This is a genomic window from Yoonia sp. (assembly GCF_017854565.1).
GTDB lineage: Bacteria > Pseudomonadota > Alphaproteobacteria > Rhodobacterales > Rhodobacteraceae > Yoonia.
On sequence record NZ_JAFMHJ010000002.1, the window covers coordinates 80,227 to 97,652 of the forward strand.

The 17,426-nt window shown below is 61.6% G+C and carries 17 protein-coding genes; 10 read left to right on the plus strand and 7 right to left on the minus strand.

Going from position 1 to position 17,426, the window contains the following annotated elements; translation table 11 throughout:
* The first annotated feature begins 72 nt into the window (after positions 1-72).
* The 3 genes from QZ196_RS01600 to QZ196_RS01610 are packed head-to-tail and all read left to right on the plus strand — an operon-like array spanning position 73 to position 1,692.
* A complete protein-coding gene (locus QZ196_RS01600) occupies positions 73-417 on the plus strand; it encodes a YbaB/EbfC family nucleoid-associated protein (RefSeq protein WP_296423181.1) in 345 nt (114 codons plus the stop codon).
* A 39-nt stretch (positions 418-456) separates the two neighbouring features.
* Complete coding sequence (recR, locus tag QZ196_RS01605) at positions 457-1,050, plus strand: recombination mediator RecR (RefSeq protein ID WP_296423183.1); 594 nt, start codon at positions 457-459, stop codon at positions 1,048-1,050.
* 15 nt (positions 1,051-1,065) lie between these two features.
* Positions 1,066-1,692: a hypothetical protein gene (locus tag QZ196_RS01610; RefSeq protein WP_296423185.1), complete on the plus strand. Its 627-nt coding sequence runs from the start codon at positions 1,066-1,068 to the stop codon at positions 1,690-1,692.
* 30 nt (positions 1,693-1,722) lie between these two features.
* Here QZ196_RS01610 and QZ196_RS01615 read toward each other — a convergent pair whose 3' ends face one another.
* Positions 1,723-2,484 (minus strand): cell cycle transcriptional regulator TrcR, encoded by a 762-nt coding sequence (locus QZ196_RS01615; RefSeq protein ID WP_296423187.1) that lies wholly within the window; start codon positions 2,482-2,484, stop codon positions 1,723-1,725.
* 129 nt (positions 2,485-2,613) lie between these two features.
* Here QZ196_RS01615 and QZ196_RS01620 point away from each other — a divergent pair, with 129 nt between their 5' ends.
* Positions 2,614-3,243 (plus strand): ribonuclease T2, encoded by a 630-nt coding sequence (locus QZ196_RS01620; protein WP_296423189.1) that lies wholly within the window; start codon positions 2,614-2,616, stop codon positions 3,241-3,243.
* A 57-nt stretch (positions 3,244-3,300) separates the two neighbouring features.
* Here the strand turns inward: QZ196_RS01620 and QZ196_RS01625 are convergent, their stop codons facing one another.
* The gene (locus QZ196_RS01625) at positions 3,301-3,633 is read right to left on the minus strand and encodes a hypothetical protein (RefSeq protein ID WP_296423191.1); all 333 of its coding nucleotides are present in this window, start codon (positions 3,631-3,633) and stop codon (positions 3,301-3,303) included.
* A gap of 109 nt (positions 3,634-3,742) precedes the next feature.
* On the minus strand, positions 3,743-4,534 hold the full coding sequence (locus tag QZ196_RS01630) for an alpha/beta hydrolase (RefSeq protein WP_296423194.1): 792 nt from the start codon (positions 4,532-4,534) through the stop codon (positions 3,743-3,745).
* A 65-nt stretch (positions 4,535-4,599) separates the two neighbouring features.
* Here QZ196_RS01630 and QZ196_RS01635 point away from each other — a divergent pair, with 65 nt between their 5' ends.
* On the plus strand, positions 4,600-6,078 hold the full coding sequence (locus tag QZ196_RS01635; protein WP_296423196.1) for an NAD-dependent succinate-semialdehyde dehydrogenase: 1,479 nt from the start codon (positions 4,600-4,602) through the stop codon (positions 6,076-6,078).
* 99 nt (positions 6,079-6,177) lie between these two features.
* Here the strand turns inward: QZ196_RS01635 and QZ196_RS01640 are convergent, their stop codons facing one another.
* Both QZ196_RS01640 and QZ196_RS01645 read right to left on the minus strand, forming a co-directional pair.
* Positions 6,178-6,972 carry a TIM barrel protein gene (locus QZ196_RS01640; RefSeq protein WP_296423198.1) on the minus strand — a complete coding sequence of 265 codons (795 nt, stop codon included), beginning with the start codon at positions 6,970-6,972 and terminating at the stop codon, positions 6,178-6,180.
* A gap of 63 nt (positions 6,973-7,035) precedes the next feature.
* On the minus strand, positions 7,036-7,611 hold the full coding sequence (locus tag QZ196_RS01645; protein WP_296423200.1) for a DUF1285 domain-containing protein: 576 nt from the start codon (positions 7,609-7,611) through the stop codon (positions 7,036-7,038).
* Positions 7,612-7,679: 68 nt separating this feature from the next.
* On the opposite strand from QZ196_RS01645, the gene QZ196_RS01650 reads away from it, so the two are divergent.
* The 4 genes from QZ196_RS01650 to QZ196_RS01665 all read left to right on the plus strand — a co-directional run bounded on the left by QZ196_RS01650 (position 7,680) and on the right by QZ196_RS01665 (position 14,473).
* Positions 7,680-8,684: a MoxR family ATPase gene (locus QZ196_RS01650; RefSeq protein ID WP_296423201.1), complete on the plus strand. Its 1,005-nt coding sequence runs from the start codon at positions 7,680-7,682 to the stop codon at positions 8,682-8,684.
* Complete coding sequence (locus tag QZ196_RS01655) at positions 8,681-9,553, plus strand: DUF58 domain-containing protein (protein WP_296423203.1); 873 nt, start codon at positions 8,681-8,683, stop codon at positions 9,551-9,553. Before QZ196_RS01650 ends, QZ196_RS01655 begins: the two co-directional genes overlap by 4 nt.
* Positions 9,553-12,306 carry a DUF4159 domain-containing protein gene (locus QZ196_RS01660; protein ID WP_296423425.1) on the plus strand — a complete coding sequence of 918 codons (2,754 nt, stop codon included), beginning with the start codon at positions 9,553-9,555 and terminating at the stop codon, positions 12,304-12,306. Before QZ196_RS01655 ends, QZ196_RS01660 begins: the two co-directional genes overlap by 1 nt.
* Before the next feature lie 106 nt (positions 12,307-12,412).
* Positions 12,413-14,473 carry a hypothetical protein gene (locus QZ196_RS01665; protein WP_296423205.1) on the plus strand — a complete coding sequence of 687 codons (2,061 nt, stop codon included), beginning with the start codon at positions 12,413-12,415 and terminating at the stop codon, positions 14,471-14,473.
* Between the two features lie 378 nt (positions 14,474-14,851).
* On the opposite strand, the gene QZ196_RS01670 is transcribed toward QZ196_RS01665, so the two are convergent.
* Positions 14,852-15,190: a hypothetical protein gene (locus tag QZ196_RS01670; RefSeq protein ID WP_296423206.1), complete on the minus strand. Its 339-nt coding sequence runs from the start codon at positions 15,188-15,190 to the stop codon at positions 14,852-14,854.
* Complete coding sequence (locus tag QZ196_RS01675; protein WP_296423208.1) at positions 15,187-15,885, minus strand: DUF599 domain-containing protein; 699 nt, start codon at positions 15,883-15,885, stop codon at positions 15,187-15,189. The genes QZ196_RS01670 and QZ196_RS01675 overlap by 4 nt, the downstream gene beginning before the upstream one ends.
* Positions 15,886-15,976: 91 nt before the next feature.
* On the opposite strand from QZ196_RS01675, the gene QZ196_RS01680 reads away from it, so the two are divergent.
* Complete coding sequence (locus QZ196_RS01680) at positions 15,977-17,410, plus strand: FAD-linked oxidase C-terminal domain-containing protein (RefSeq protein ID WP_296423210.1); 1,434 nt, start codon at positions 15,977-15,979, stop codon at positions 17,408-17,410.
* Positions 17,411-17,426: the final 16 nt, after the last annotated feature.

Consider the following 17,426-nt stretch of genomic DNA (forward strand, 5'->3'; position numbering starts at 1 on the left):
ACGGCGTCATCCCCTTGTCCAGCAGCACGCCAGACCATATCTTCAGCCCAACCTCAAAACAGGAGAACCGACATGCTCAAAGGATTAGGCGGGCTTGGCGATATGGCCAAGATGATGAAGCAAGCACAGGAAATGCAGGGCAAAATGGCCCAGATGCAGGACGAGCTTGGGAATGTGTTGGTCGAAGGGGTCAGCGGCGCCGGTCTGGTCAAGGCAACGGCAACCGCCAAAGGCGAGCTGAAAGGCCTTGATATCGACCCATCAATCTTCAATGGCGAAGACAAAGAAGTCGTCGAAGACCTGATCCTGGCCGCTATCAAAGACGCGCAAAGCAAAGCGTCCGAGCGGGCACAAGAAGAAATGGCAAAGATGGCCGAAGGCCTTGGCCTGCCAGCCGGGACGAAACTGCCCTTTTAAGCGTAAACGCATTTTTCGCGGCCCCAGTGATTGGACACCATGTCAAACGGGAACGACGACCTCGACAACCTGATCGCACTGATGGCCAAACTGCCCGGCCTTGGGCCACGCTCGGCCCGTCGTGCGGTGCTGCATCTGATCAAGAAACGGTCACTGGTCCTAATCCCCTTGGCCGAGATAATGCACCGCGTCGGCGCAACCGTGCGCGAATGCATCAACTGCGGCAACGTCTGCACCGCCGATATCTGCGATATCTGCCAGTCTGAAAAACGGGCGATCGGGCAAATCTGCATCGTGGAAGATGTCGCAGACCTCTGGGCCATGGAACGGGCGCAGGTGTTCAAAGGCCGCTACCACGTGCTTGGCGGCACGCTCTCGGCGCTTGATGCCATCGGCCCGGATGAACTGCGCATTCCCAGACTGCTCGACCGGATCACCAGTGAAAATATCCACGAGGTCATTCTGGCGCTTGGCGCCACCATCGACGGCCAGACAACCGCGCACTACATCGCCGACCAGCTGCCCGGCGTCACCGTCACCTCGCTGGCGCAGGGTGTCCCCGTCGGAGGAGAGCTTGATTATCTCGACGACGGCACCATCACGGCCGCACTGAACGCCCGCAAGGCGCTGTGACAAAAGGGGGCCCCTATGCGCAATGACATCTATCAGATGTGGTCCATCCAAGAGGGCCTGCTGCAGCAATACCGCGGCATGGCAATCACATTGATGGGCCTGATATCTGCCGGTATCCTTGTCGCGATCAGCCATATATCTGCCAATTGGGCCACACTTGACGGCATCCTCGCGGACCCTGAAAAATACAGCCTGCGCGCGGCGACCGATGGGGTCATCTACCTGATGTTGGTGACATTACTCGTGCTGGGTTGGCGGGCGCGTCGTTACTTCCGCAACATCACGCGGCAAAGGGGGCAGATCGTCACGTTCTACCAGAACCTTTTGCTGGCCGAGGAAAATGGGGTACTGGAAACAATCGCCGGACGTCACGGCATCCCCTACCCCGTGGAACTGCTTGGCGTCCTGCGCCGCATCTCCAACCCGAACTTTCGGCCACTCACCTTCGAAAAGCACATTGCCCCGGAAAATTTCGCCGCCTTTGAATATGATATCGCGCAGACAGACACCGCGAACGAAGACCCAAATACGCGCCACGACGACGCCCGGAAATTCCTGTCAAGCGCGCTGTTCAACGTCTTTCTTTGCTTTTTCAGCCTGACGGGGCTCTACGCGGCGCTGACGATCATCCACTTTTTCTAGGGATGAACGACCTGCGCCGCGCAGAACATCTTATGCGTCGCTGTCGTCGCCGTCATCGTCATCGTCGGGCAAGTTAAAGAAGCTTTCCGCGTCAGACACATCGCGCTTGTCTTCTTCTTCCTCGTCGTCGCGCGGATCAGACAGGCTGAACGTCTCAAGACCTGCCATTGCGGACGGCATCTTGGGCTCGGGCGCCATGCCCAGCGACTGCTCCGTGCTGACCAGCTTGCGGCGCTCATCGTCGGACATCACAGTCCCATCGCGGGCCTTCTTGGCGTTGGCCTTTTGCACGGCGGCATCCAGTTCGGACTGTTTGCACAGGCCAAGCGCGACCGGGTCAATCGGATCAATGTTGTTGATGTTCCAATGCGTCCGCTCGCGAATCGCCTGAATCGTCGGCTTGGTTGTGCCCACAAGCTTGGAAACCTGACCGTCCGTCAGTTCGGGGTGGAACTTGACCAGCCAATAGATCGACGCAGGCCGGTCCTGACGCTTGGACAGCGGCGTATACCGCGGACCACGGCGCTTTTCCTCACCCACGGCAGCGGCGTTGAACTTGAGCTGCAGCTTGTGCTGCGGATTGGCTTCGGCCTTGTCCAGCTCGTCTTGGGTCAGTTGGTTGTTCGAAATCGGGTCAAACCCTTTGACCCCTACCGCCACATCGCCATCGGCAATGCCCTGCACTTCCAGCTCGTGCAGACCACAGAATTCCGCAATCTGCTTGAAGGTCAGCGTGGTGTTATCACAAAGCCAAACAGCGGTTGCTTTGGCCATAATCGGTTTATCAGACATCTTTGTCTCCTATCGGTCGGACAAGCCTCTCCCGCGCCCTTGAAGGGGCTGACCGCTGTGGGCCGGGTTCGCATTGTCGGGGAACTTGCAGTCTATATAGTGACGCCTGCCCAGTTAGGAAAGATCAAAATGCGCCGCCTTTTTGCCGTTCTCGCCCTGTTGACCCATCCCGCCTGGGCCCAGGACCAGCCGGGGGACTTTGACTACTACGTCCTGTCGCTGTCGTGGTCGGCGAACTGGTGTGCCCTGGAAGGCGATGCGCGACAGTCCCCGCAGTGCGATCCCGCCGAGAATTTCGACTGGGTCATGCATGGCCTCTGGCCACAATATGAACAGGGCTATCCGGCGCATTGTCCAACCGAAAATCGCCCACCCAGCCGGGCTGAAACCGCGCAAATGGCTGATATCATGGGTACTTCTGGGCTTGCATGGCACGCATGGCGCAAACATGGTGCCTGCTCGGGCCTTGCCTCTGACGCCTATTTCGATCTGGCGCGCGACGCCTTTGACCGGGTTGTGCGCCCCCCGGTTTTCCGCGGCATCCATCGCGACATTACCCTGCCCGCAACCGTTGTCGAAGCGGCGTTTATCCGCGCCAACCCCGGCCTCGTTGCGGATCAGATCACCATCACCTGCGCATCGGGCTATATCCAAGAGGCGCGCATCTGCCTTACCCGTGACCTGCAATTTCGCACCTGCAGCGATAGCGTGATCCGCGACTGCACCATGACGGACGCCAGACTTTCCCCCATGCGGTAGGTCCGACGCCGCGATCGGGGTCCCGAACGCGACGGTCAGAAAGCAAACGCAGGCACGTTAGCTGGTGGGTATCGTCGGCTCTGGCTCGGTCACGATACTGGTTCCATCTTTCATCACAACTTCACCCCGGCTGTCGTTGCAGCGCGGTGTTCCGTCACGATTAAGACGCGGGGACATGTAACCTTCGATGCCATCGTCGATCACCCAATGCTGACATCCATCCGGGTCCACCCAGACGTTTGCAACACCGTCGCGCAGCGGACCGGTATCAAAACCGCCATCAACGATCCCCGCACCATCCGATGCGGATTCGCACCCGGCCAACAGCACCGCCATCAAACCGACAGCCGGCAACCGCGCTATCCGACCAACATTCATTTCTGCTCTCATAACAATTTCCACAATCACCAGCACGTTGCGCCAACATATGTTTATAATCGGTGTACGTCCACATGATAGAAACATTGGCGAATTTCTGTATTTTTTGCGTCACATCGCGTTACGCCGCCGTCCCGCCTTGGCGCACCACCGCCAAGGTCAGCGCGGCTTGTGCATCGGCCAATCCCTCCACGACATTAAAATGATGCAGCCCCGGCACGATCACCCGATCACAGCCCCATGCATCCGTCAGCGCCTGCGCCTGCGCCAGAAAAACCGGACGTTCGGCACCCCCGGCCCAAACCGTCACGGGCATCGTGGGGGCTGGCAAATGCACCGGGCTTTCGGCCATGGCTTCGACCTGATCAATGCGCAAATCTGCGTTCATGCTGGTGCGCATCAGCGGTGCCAGATCGGCCACAGGGGAAACCGGAACGACCCGCCCCACCCGCCGCTGCCAAGATGCGCCGGGCCGCACCGCCGTCATCCGCGCCACGATCTGCCCCCCCGCAGAATGCCCTACCAGATGGATCGGTCCGGGCACCCGGGCCGCAATCACTGCAATCGCTGCGGCCACCTGATCACCGATATCCGCGATTCGCACATCGGGACACAGGTCATACGATGGCATCGCCACCGCCCAACCATGGGCCAGCGGCCCCGCAGCCAGATGCGACCAGTATGATTTATCGAACCGCAGCCAATAACCGCCATGCACAAACACGACCAGACCCTTGGCCGACCGGTTGGGGTGAAACAGATCGAACCGTTGGCGCGGTGACATACCATAGGGCAAATCCAGCTCGCACCGGGCCTGTTGGCGAAATGCCGCCGCTAACCCGGCCCATTTGGGCGGATACGCATCTGCCCCCGGAATATGGGCGGCATTGGCATAGGCGTCATCTAAATCCATCGTTTACCCCTTTACGCGCAGGCCCCGGACAGGCCACAAAGCCCCAAATGTAAACGGAGGCTACCATGCTTGACGAATCCACCAACCTCAAATCCATGCTGTCGCGCCCGGATCTGTTGTGCGAAGCGGCGTTTGTATCCGGCGAATGGGTGCAAGCCGCAAGCGGCAAAACCTTTGACGTGACCAACCCCGCGCGTGGCGATGTGATCGCCAAGGTTCCCGACCTCAGCCGCGAAGAAGTCGCCGGCGCCATCGCAACCGCACAGGTCGCGCAAAAATCATGGGCCGCACTTGCCGCCAAGGACCGCGCGAAAGTCCTGCGCAAATGGTACGACCTCATGATGGCAAATCAGGAAGATCTGGCGATCATCATGACCGCCGAACAGGGCAAACCCCTGGCCGAAGCGCGTGGCGAAGTCGCCTATGGCGCGGCTTTCATCGAATGGTTCGGCGAAGAGGCCAAGCGTATCTACGGCGAAACGATCCCCGGCCATATGGCCGACAAACGGATCACCGTGATCAAACAGCCCATCGGTGTGGCCGCAGGCATTACCCCCTGGAATTTCCCCAACGCGATGATCGCCCGCAAGGTCGCGCCCGCGCTGGCCGCCGGCTGTGCCTTTGTGGTGCGCCCCGCGTCGCTGACCCCGCTGTCGGCACTGGCCATGGGTAAACTGGCCCAAGAGGCGGGCGTGCCGAAGGGCCTGTTCTCGGTGGTCACCTCGACCTCGGCCTCGCAGATCGGCAAGGAATTCTGCGAAAACCCCATCGTGCGCAAACTGACCTTTACCGGCTCTACCGAAGTCGGGCGCATCTTGCTCAAACAGGCCGCCGATCAGGTCATGAAATGCTCGATGGAGCTGGGCGGCAACGCACCGTTCATCGTATTTGACGACGCGGACCTGGACGAGGCCGTGATCGGCGCCATCGCCTGCAAATTCCGCAACAACGGGCAGACCTGCGTCTGTGCAAACCGGATTTACGTGCAAAAAGGCGTCTACGATGAATTTGCCGCGAAACTGAAGGTCGCTGTGGAAAACCTGCTGGTCGGCGATGGCCTGTCGGATGGCGTGACCCTTGGGCCGCTGATCGAACCGGCTGCCGTCAAAAAGGTGCAGGAACACCTTGATGATGCGTTGTCAAAGGGCGGCCGGATCCTGACCGGCGGCAAGGCGCATGCGCTTGGCGGCCAGTTCTTTGAACCCACGATCGTGACCCATGCGACCAAAGACATGATTGTCAGCACCGATGAAACCTTTGGCCCCTTCGCGCCGTTGTTCATGTTCGAAGACGAAGACGACGTGATTTTTCAGGCCAACGACACGATCTTTGGGCTCGCATCCTACTTCTATGCCAAGGACCTGTCGCGCGTCACCAAAGTCGCCGAAGCGCTGGAATACGGCATCGTCGGCGTGAACACCGGTATCATCTCAACCGAGGTGGCACCGTTTGGCGGCGTCAAGCAATCCGGCCTTGGCCGCGAAGGCTCAAGCCACGGCATCGACGACTACATGGAGATGAAATACATCTGCACGTCAGTTTAAGGGCGCCGGATCGCGCCCGATATACCACGGATTTAATCTCGGGCAGTCAGCGTCCGAGGTGGACCGCGCTTTCTGTCGCAAGGTGGGTCAAGACCCACCCTACGCTGCATCATCCGTCAGCGCCCGGGCCGTCCGCAACCACCCCAGCCCCGCAACCGTGTCGGCCCTGGGCTTGTATTCCCCGCTGACCCAACCGGCATAGCCCTGCGCATCAAGGGCAGCAAAAAATGCGGGATAGTCAATCTGACCCCTGTCCGGTTCGTCCCTGTCCGGCTCGTCCCTGTGTGGCGTCTGGGCGACCTGCACATGGACGACCAGATCACGCATCGCGGCCCATGTGCCGATCACATCGCCCGTTATCCTCGCGGCGTGAAACGCATCGAATTGCAAATGCAGATTGGGCGCGCCCACTGCGGTAATCACATCGCGGGCCAAGCCGAAATCATCCAGAAAATACCCCGGCATGGACACCGCGTCGATCGGCTCGATCGTCAGGCTCTGCTTGGGCGCCTCGGCGGCAGCCCAGCGCAGATTGTCAACGAACACCGACCGCGCCACGTCGCCTTCGGCGGCCCCGGCCATGACATGCAGATGCTGCGCGCCCAATGTCTTGGCATAGCGCAGCGCGCGCATGAAATCGTGGCGAAACCGCTCTTGCGCGCCGGGCACGGCGGCATTGCCGGGATCGCCCCCGGTGTAATTGGGCGGCGGGCAATTGATCAGCGCCATTTTCAGACCACACCGCGACAGCGCATGCACGATATCCTGCGCGTTCACGTCATATGGAAACAGCACCTCGACCGCATCGAACCCGGCGTCCTTGGCTGCGGCAAACCGTTCCAGAAACGGCATCTCGGTGAAAAGCCACGTCAGATTGGCGCAAAATTTCGGCATGTCACGTGTCCCGTGTTATTGCCCGGCATTACCGCCGCAGCCGCGCAATGCCAAGCTGCGGACCTACGCCAAGTCCGCCGATGGGATCATCGGGAAAAACACACCACCGGACCGCACGCCAAACCACGTGGCACCGTCATGCGGCGCCTCTTCCCCGATCTCGACCAGCCGATAAAACGACTTGCGATCAATCAGCGCCTCCAGATTAGCGCGCGCCAGCACATAGGGCGCAGGTTCGCCCGTCTGGGGATCGCGCACCACGCGGATCGGATGGTCAGCCCCCGCGGTCACCCTGTCCCCGACATTCGTCTCAAATTCCAGCGCATCGCCTTTGCGGTTGAAATCCACCGCCACAAACGGCGCGTCATCCACCGTGATCCCGACCTTTTCAACCGGCGTGACCAGAAAATACGCATCGCCATCCCGGCGCAGAATCGTCGAAAACAGCTTGACCAACGCGGGCCGGCCAATCGGCGTTCCCATATAGAACCACGTCCCGTCGCGGGCGATGCGCATATCAATGTCCCCGCAAAACGGCGGGTTCCACAAATGCACCGGCGGCAAGCCGCCTTTTTGGGCCGCACGTGCGCTTTGCGCGAGGCTTTCTGCTGACGGGGTCACAATCTTTTGTGTGGTCATGTTTTTGCCATTGGGGTCTGTCGTTATATCTGTTGGTATATACGATAACGATCAACCGGAGGAATGTCATGGCAAACGATGCCGATCTTGTCGCCCAAATCGAAGCACTGGGCACAAAACTGGGCGCGGCCCGGACCAGTATCGCGGCCCGTTTCATTGGCCAACCCCGCGTGGTGGACCTGACATTGGCCGCGCTGATCTGCGGCGGCCACGCCGTATTGATCGGCCTGCCCGGCCTTGGTAAAACCCGGCTGGTGGACACGCTGTCAACCGTGATGGGCCTGCGCGGGAACCGCATCCAGTTCACGCCGGACCTGATGCCCGCCGATATCCTCGGGTCCGAAGTGCTGGAAACCGCCGCCGACGGCACCCGCAAATTCCGCTTTATCGAAGGCCCGGTTTTCTGCCAGTTGCTGATGGCCGACGAAATCAACCGGGCCTCGCCGCGGACGCAATCCGCGCTGCTGCAAGCCATGCAGGAAAAAGAAGTGACGATCGCGGGCCAGCACCGCCCCCTTGGCGTGCCATTTCACGTTCTGGCCACGCAAAACCCGATCGAACAAGAAGGCACGTACCCCCTGCCCGAGGCGCAGCTTGACCGCTTTCTGGTCCAGATTGACGTGCCCTACCCGACCCGCGCCACTGAAAAGGATATCCTGCTGGCCACGACCGGCATTGAAGAAGCGCAATCAAAACCCGTCTTCACCGCTCAGGAATTGCTTGATGCGCAAACCCTGCTGCGCCGCATGCCCGTGGGTGACAATATCGTCGAAATGATCCTTGATCTTGTGCGCGCCTGCCGCCCCGATGAAAACGCGGCAGACATCGTGCGCCAAAGCGTCAGCTGGGGTCCCGGCCCACGTGCGGCACAGGCGCTGATGCTGACGGTCCGCGCGCAGGCTCTTCTCGAAGGGCGGCTGGCCCCCTGCGCCGAAGACGTGCGCGCGATGGCCGTGCCGGTCCTTGAACACCGCATGGCACTGTCGTTTGCGGCCCGCGCCCGCAGCGAAAGCATTCACAACGTCATCAACAACGTCGCCGCCCAGATCACAAAGGTCGAGGCAGCGGCGTGATGAAACCGCTCGCCCTGCGCTCAAACGCCGAAACCCTTGCAGCACCGCTTCCCGCGCTGCTGGCCGACGCCGAGCATCTGGCAACAACCGTCCTTTTGGGCGATCACGGACGCCGCCGCGCCGGTGTCGGCGACACGTTCTGGCAATACCGCCCGGCACAGCCGCACGACGCGGCGCGCAGCATCGACTGGCGCCGCTCTGCGCGGTCCGACGCCAGTTTCGTGCAGGACAAGGAATGGCAAATCGCGCAGTCGATTATCCTTTGGGTCGATCAGGCGGCATCAATGACGTTCACCTCTGACGACAACCTGCCAACCAAAGCGGCCCGCGCACGCACGCTGGCGCTGGCCTGCGCGATCTTGCTGATCCGTGGCGGCGAACGTGTTGGCCTGACGGGCCTGCGCCTGCCCCCGCGCCGCGGCGAGGCGCAGTTGATGCAAATGGCCGGGCTGTTGTCCCAGGACGACGCAACCGACTATGGTGCCCCCGACGCGCAGGGCATGCTGCCCCATTCGCGCGCGCTATTCGTCAGCGATTTCCTTGGCGATCTGCAGCCGGTCGAAGACGCCTTGCTGCGTGCCGCCGACCGCGGCGTGCGGGGCGCCCTGCTTCAGGTCCTCGACCCGCAAGAAGAGGCGTTTCCCTTCGACGGGCGCACGATCTTTGAATCGATGTCCGGCACCGTGCGGCACGAAACGCGCAAGGCAGGCGACCTGAAACACCGCTACCTTGAAAGGCTGGCCGCACGCAAAGACCGCCTGCGCCATCTTGCCCGCACCACCGGCTGGCAGTTCCAGACCCACCACACCGGACAAAGCGCAGCAAATGCCCTGCTGTGGCTTTTTGGCGCGCTGGAGCGGCGGACGTGATGTGGTCACTGGGTCCCGTCGGTTTTGCCGCGCCATGGTTGCTGCTGGGGCTGACCGCCCTGCCGATCCTGTGGATCTTGCTGCGCGCGGTGCCCCCCGCCCCGATACGCCGCCGCTTTCCAGGCGTCGCGCTGCTGCTGGGCCTCAGCGATGACGAAACCCAATCGGACCGCACGCCGTGGTGGCTGCTGTTGCTGCGCTTGCTTGCGGTTGCTGCGGTGATCGTCGGCTTTGCCGGTCCCGTGCTGAACCCGCAAAATGCGCGCGGCGGCACCGGCAACCTCGTGATCGTGCTTGATGGCACATGGGCCGGGGCACCGACATGGCAGGCAAAACTGGATCAGGTCGACACGCTGCTTTCCGAAGCCGCGCTTGCCAACCGCCGCGTCGCCGTCCTGAGCCTGACCGACCTGCCCACCGACGATATCCCCTTTGCCGCCCCCAACGAATGGCAGAACCGCCTGCTCAATCTGCAACCAAGACCGTGGCAGCCCGGCACCCCGGCAGATTGGTTCGCAGGCCGGACAGATACGTTTGAAACCTACTGGATCGCAGATGGTCTTGATTGGGAAGGGCGCAGTGACCTGCTGGTGACCTTGGAAACCAAAGGCGCGGTGACCGTCTTTCAAACCCCGCGCCAAACGATCGGCCTGCGACCTGCACGTTTTGAAGACGGGCAAATCATCGTCTCGGCCACCCGCACGCCTGCGGGCAACGCGACCGACACCACAATCACCGCCATCGGCCTTGACCCCGCCGGGGTCGAACGCCCACTGGCGACCGTGCCGATGACCTTCGCGGCAGGCGATGCAGCGGCTGAAACCGCCATGGTCCTGCCTGCGGAATTGCGCAACCGGATCACACGGTTCGAAATCACCGGCACCCGCTCTGCCGGGGCGGTCAGCCTGACGGACGATGCCCTGAAACGCCGCGAAGTCGCCCTGATCGCAGGCACCGACAACCGCGAGGGGCTGGAACTGCTATCACCGCTTTATTACCTGCGCGAAGCACTGTCGCCCACCGCCGACCTGATCGACGGCACCCTCGAAGACATCCTGCTGGCCAACCCCGATGTGATCGTGCTGGCCGATGTGGCCAACCTTGCGGGCGCGGAATCCGATGCGCTGCTGACCTGGGTCGAAAACGGCGGAATGCTGCTGCGCTTTGCCGGGCCGCGCCTTGCCGCCAGTGACCTTGGCCGCATGACCGAAGACCCGCTGCTGCCTGTCCGCCTCCGCTCTGGTGGGCGCAGCGTCGGTGGCGCGATGAGCTGGGGAAAACCCAAGACGCTGGCCCCCTTCAGCCCCGATAGCCCGTTTTTCGGCCTGACGGCCCCCGTTGATGTCACCGTCACCTCGCAGGTAATGGCCCAGCCCGATCCGACACTGGCCGATCGGGTGATCGCAGGGCTGGCCGACGGCACGCCGCTGGTGACCCGCAAATTCACCGGCGCAGGGCAAATCGTGCTGGTCCACGTGACGGCGAACGCCGAATGGTCCAGCCTGCCGCTGTCGGGGCTGTTTGTGCAAATGCTGGAACGGCTTGCGGTTTCAACCCGCCCCGCGACACCTGATGCGACCGAACTGGCGGGAACCACATGGCGCCCGAACAAGGTATTGGACGCATATGGGCGGCTTGATGACGGTGGCACGTTGCCCGGCGTCGCGGGCGCATTGCTGGCCAAAGGCACCCCCGGCCCGACGCTGCCACCCGGCCTGTATGCCGGCAGCGACAGACAACTGGCGATCAACGTGATCGGAAAGGATACAATGCTGAACGCCGCAGAATGGCCCGCACGGATCGCCATCGAAGGCATGGCCGCCGCCCGTGAGACAGCACTAAAAGGTGGGCTGCTGACCGCGGCGCTCTTGTTGTTGGTGGTGGATATCATTGCGTCCCTTGCGATCGGCGGACGCCTGCGCGGCCCGCGCGCCGATGTCGCCGCCGCACTTGCGCTGCTGTTTTTGTGGGCGCCCGACGCCCAGGCACAGCAGGCGGACGCATTCGCGCTGCGTGCCACATCCGAAGTCATCCTCGGTCATGTTCTGACCGGCGATACGCAGACCGATGACATTGCCCAAGCGGGGCTGCGGGGCCTGTCCCAAACCCTGTTCCGACGCACATCCATCGAACCCGGCGCGCCACTTGGGGTCGATCTGGAACGCGATGAACTTGCGTTCTTTCCGTTTCTCTACTGGCCTGTCACCGCCGACCAGCCGCTGCCCAGCCGGGATGCGTATACCAAGCTGAACCGCTATCTGCGCTCTGGCGGGATGATCATGTTTGACACCCGTGACGCCGATACCGCGCGCTTCGGCTCCGGATCGCCCGAAGGGCGCAAACTACAGGCGATTGCCCGTTCGCTGGACATTCCCGCGCTGGAACCGGTCCCTTCGGATCATGTCCTGACCCGCAGCTTCTATCTATTACAGGACTTTCCCGGCCGCTACGCCAGCCGCGATGTCTGGGTCGAGGCGGCCCCGACCGACGTGACCCAAATCGAAGGGATGCCGTTTCGCAACCTCAACGATGGCGTGACACCGGTGATCATCGGCGGCAATGACTGGGCCAGCGCCTGGGCGGTCGGGCCGAACGGCAACCGCATGTTTCCAGTGGGCCGGGGCACGGCAGGCGAACGGCAACGCGAAATCGCCCTGCGTTTTGGCGTGAACGTGATTATGCATGTGTTGACGGGTAATTATAAATCCGATCAGGTCCATATTCCCGATCTTCTGGACAGGCTTGGGCAATGACAGTGCAAGATACCCAACTGCGCGGGACGGCTGGTCAAATTTCTGGAAATTTGATGCCTCCGGCGGGGATATTTAAGCTCGGAAGAAGCAGTATGAAGGCCCGACCATGACCGACACGCTGATCCTTGATCCCCTTGTGCCCTTGGCCGTTATCGCGGTTGTCGGGGCTGTCATGGCGCTTGGCCTCGGTTTTGCCGTCTGGCGCAGGCTTGCTGGCTGGTGGTTGCGCGGTCTGGCCGGGCTGGCCCTGCTTGCCGCACTTGCCAACCCTGCCCTGCAACAAGAAGACCGCGAGCCGCTCAGTGACATCGTCATGCTGGTGGTCGACGAAAGCGCCAGTCAGCGGATCGGCGGCCGCCCTGCGCAGGCGGCAGCAGCCATTGCCAATATCCAGTCCGAAATCGCACGCCGGCCGGGGACCGAGCTGCGCATCGTCACATTGGGCGACGGCGAGGGTGACACCGGTACCGCCCTGATGACCGCCCTGACGGCTGCGCTGGCCGAAGAACCGCAGGGTCGGATTGCCGGGATTATCCTGCTGACCGATGGTCGCCTGCATGATATCGCGCTTTCGCCGGCACTGCCGGCCCCTTTGCACACCCTGCTCACGGGGCAACCAGATGATTGGGACCGTCGTTTGGTTGTCGCCAACGCACCTGCATTTGCCATCCTTGGCGAGCAGGTCAACCTTACCCTGCGGATCGAAGATCAGGGGCGCGCCCCCGCCGCCGACACCGTGCCCCTTTCCATCGCGATTGATGGCGAAGCGCCCTTTACCTTGCCCGTGCCCATTGGCCGGGACATCGACCTGCCCATCACCCTGCCCCATGGCGGCATGAACGTGTTGCAGTTCACGATCCCCGAAGCGGCCGGCGAACTGACCGACCGCAACAATGCCGCCGTCGTGCAGATCAACGGCGTCCGCGACCGGCTGCGTGTCCTGCTTGTCTCGGGCGAGCCGCACCCCGGCGAACGGACCTGGCGCAATCTGCTCAAATCCGACGCCTCTGTCGATCTGGTCCATTTCACCATCCTGCGCCCCCCAGAAAAGCAAGACGGCGTGCCCGTGAACGAGCTGTCGCTGATCGCCTTCCCCACGCGCGAGTTGTTCTTGGAAAAGATCAACGACTTTGATCTGATCATATTTGACCGCTACCGCCGGCGAGGCATCCTGCCGGGTGCCTATCTGGAAAATATCCGCAACTATGTCGAACAGGGCGGTGCGGTGCTGATTTCGTCGGGGCCCGAATACGGCGGCGCGGAAAGCATCTATCGCTCACCGCTGGGGGCCATCCTGCCCGGCGCGCCGACCGCGCGCGTCTTCGAAGAAGGGTTCACCCCGCAAATCACCGACATCGGCCAGCGCCACCCGGTCACCGAAGGACTGGAAGCGTTCAGCCCCGACGGCGACGGGCCCGGGTGGGGCCGCTGGTTTCGCCTGATCGACGTGCTGGTGCAGCAAGACGCCACCACCGTGATGTCAGGGATCGACAACCGGCCACTGCTGATCCTGAACCGGGTCGGCGAAGGCCGCGTCGCACTGATGGCGTCGGACCAATCCTGGCTCTGGGACCGGGGCTATGAAGGCGGCGGCCCGCAATTGGAGCTGCTGCGCCGCCTCGCGCATTGGATGATGAAAGAACCCCAGCTTGAGGAAGAGGCGCTTTGGGTCGCACCGACTGGCCAGACGATGCGGATTACCCGCCGCACACTTGATCAAGAAGCCGACGACGTTACCGTCACCCATCCAGATGGCACCGAAACCGTTCTGAGCCTGCAAGAAGTGTCGCCCGGCCAGTTTGAAACCCTCTGGGATGCGCCCGAAATCGGGCTTTATCGGCTGACTGACGGCATCGAATCCAGCGTCATCGCCCTTGGCACCGCGGCCCCGCGCGAATTCGAACAGACCATCGCCAGCGGCGACCTGCTCGCCCCGCTGGTGGACAGCACCGGCGGGGGTATTCTGCCCGTGGCGGCAGGTGATATCGACATCCGTACCGTCCGCGCCGGACGCCCGGCGACGGGCCGTGGCTGGATCGGGATCACCCCGCGCGGCGCCTATCGCACCGCCGACATCAGCATCAAACCCATCCTGCCCGCATGGACCTTCCTTCTGCTCGCCGCGCTGCTCATCATCGGGGCCTGGCTGCGCGAAGGGCGACGGTAGTCGCACTGCATTTCGGCATCGGCATCGGCATCGGCATCGGCGAGAGATCGTCGTGGGTATCCAAAGCACGACAGCGATCGACGACGCGGTGACACAGGCACGTGAAGGTCGGGACCGACCAGCTAACGTGTGAATATGTTGACGAACGGCCCAACCGCGTGGGGCTGTCCTATCCCCGCCAACCGCGTTTACCAATTCTTCACGCTTTTCACCGCCCGCTGCGTTAATCCGGGCACAGCCGTACCCACGTATGGACGCGATCTGTACGCATTGCACACGCGATCTGTCGCGGCAATTTGCGCTGAAACACTGGCCGTTAACGGGTCTGGCTGGCTGACGCGGCATCATGGCGCAAAACGGGCACCGCGCGTTGCGTGATCACTGCGGCAACGTGACTTCAAACAGCGCATCCGACCAGCCATCCACGCTGCAGCGGGTGCGCACGAACACCCGCGTTGCACCCGCAGGCACCTGCACGCCGGACAACGACCGGGTGAACGGTTGCTCTGTCTCGTGGGGGTGCGCCAATGCGCGCAGGCCAAGGCGGTTGCCCTGTGCATCCAGCACCTCCCACCCGTCGGCGTAGTGATCCCAGCCGGTATCAGGATGCGTCACGGTCACATCGAACCGCGCACCAGTCACCTGCACGGCCTCGACCAGCGGGGCATCCGCAAACGCAGGCATCGTGCAAATGCTGAAAACAAGAGTGTATTTCATATGTCTTCCGTAAGAAGAATATCGCGCGGAACAGATGCAAATTCGCGTGACCAGACCGTCCAGACCACTGTTGCAATCGCAATGACGAATGGCAGCGTGCCCAGCAGCCACGCCAGCCCCCCCAAGGCAAAATACATCGCCCGCAAGCCGCGGTTAAAGTTCATGGCAGCCCTGATATTCAGTTCTGCCGCTTGGGATGCACGCGGATAAGCCTTTGGATCAGAAGGATCATTTGGCACTGACGCCATCACCACGGCGCAATACCCAAAGACCCGGTTCGCCCAAACGAATTTCAGGAATGCATTGGTCAAAAACAGCGCCACAACCCCCAGTTTGATCTGCCACACCAGCACGGGGACCTGCAACGTCGACACCTCTGCCGCAACGCCGCGCAGCGGTTCCGTATTGCCCACCAGCGCCAGCACACCACCGATGGCCAGCAGGCAGTTCGAGGCGAAAAATGACGTGCCCTGCCGCAGACTGCTCAGGATCTGACTGTCAAAGATACGAGGGTCACGTTGCACAAAGGCCTTCATCCACTCACGCCGACGTTCGGCCATCAGCATGGTCACCGATGGCCATTTGCGGCCCGGATGTTCAATCCACCAGCCAATCGCAAGCCACGACGCCACCATCAACGCCAAAGCGCACCAGTCGAAAAGGCTCAGCACGCCCAGATGTTCTATCAATGTCATGCGCAGCTATGTAGACTGTTGTACAGAGACTTGCCATATTGCAAAATTGGTAATATAAAATTACCAATAATACAGATCAGGGAGTCGCCTTATGGAAATGCCCACCCCCAATGCCGCCGTTATTTCGCGCAAGGACCAGATCGTTGCGCGCCTGGCCAAAGTGCTGCCGCCCGACGCGGTGATTTCCGATATCCGTGAAACGAAAGCCTACGAATGCGACGGATTGACCGCCTATCGTTGCCCGCCAATGTGCGCGGTTTTGCCCGCAAACACAGGCGAAGTCGTCGCAGTTCTGAAAATCTGCCACGAGATGGGCGTGCCCGTTGTGCCGCGCGGCTCTGGCACATCGCTGGCCGGAGGGGCGCTGCCCACAGCCGATTGCGTGATCCTTGGCGTCGCCAAAATGAACGCGGTAATCGAGACGAATTACGATGACCGCTATATCCGCGTCCAGTCAGGCCGCACGAATTTGTCGGTCACCGGCGCCGTCGAACAAAACGGCTTTTTCTACGCTCCCGACCCGTCAAGCCAACTGGCCTGCGCCATTGCGGGCAATATCGCCATGAACTCGGGCGGGGCGCATTGCCTGAAATATGGGGTGACGACAAACAACCTGCTGGGCATCACAATGGTGATGATGGACGGCACCGTCGTGGAAATCGGCGGCGCGCATCTGGATGCGGGTGGGCTGGATTTGCTGGGCGTGATCTGCGGTTCCGAAGGGCAGCTTGGCGTTGTGACCGAGGCGACGCTGCGCATCCTGCACAAACCCGAAGGCGCACGCCCCGTGCTGATGGGCTACGACAGCTCCGAGGTCGCAGGGCAGGTTGTCACCGACATCATCAAAGCCGGCGTTCTCCCGGTTGCCATCGAATTCATGGACCGCCCCTGCATCGAAGCGACCGAAAATTTCGCCAAGGCCGGCTATCCAATGTGCGAGGCATTGTTGATCGTCGAGGTCGAAGGTTCCGACGCCGAAATCGACGCGCAACTGGCCTTGATCATGAAAATCGCCGCCAGCCACAATCCGGTTGAGTTGCGCGAGGCCAAGGACGCCGAAGAGGCCGGACGCATCTGGCTGGGCCGCAAATCCGCCTTTGGTGCGATGGGCCAGATCAACGATTACATGTGTCTGGACGGCACGATCCCGGTGTCATCGCTGCCCCATGTGCTCAGGCGCATTGGCGAGATGTCCAAGCAATTTGGCCTTGATGTTGGTAATGTCTTCCATGCAGGCGACGGCAATATGCACCCGCTGATCCTGTTTGATGCCAATAAACCCGGTGATCTGGAACTTTGCGAAGAATTCGGTGCCGAGATCCTGAAATTATGTGTCGAAGTCGGCGGTTGCTTGACGGGCGAACACGGTGTCGGCATCGAAAAGCGAGACCTGATGAATGTGCAGTTTGCACCTGCGGATATTGAGGCGCAGATGGCCGTGAAGGACGTGTTTGACCCAGCTTGGCTGCTGAACGCCGCCAAGGTATTTCCCTTGGCATCGTCAGAGCCTCGCCGCGCGGCATAAAAGGGGCTTTGCCCCC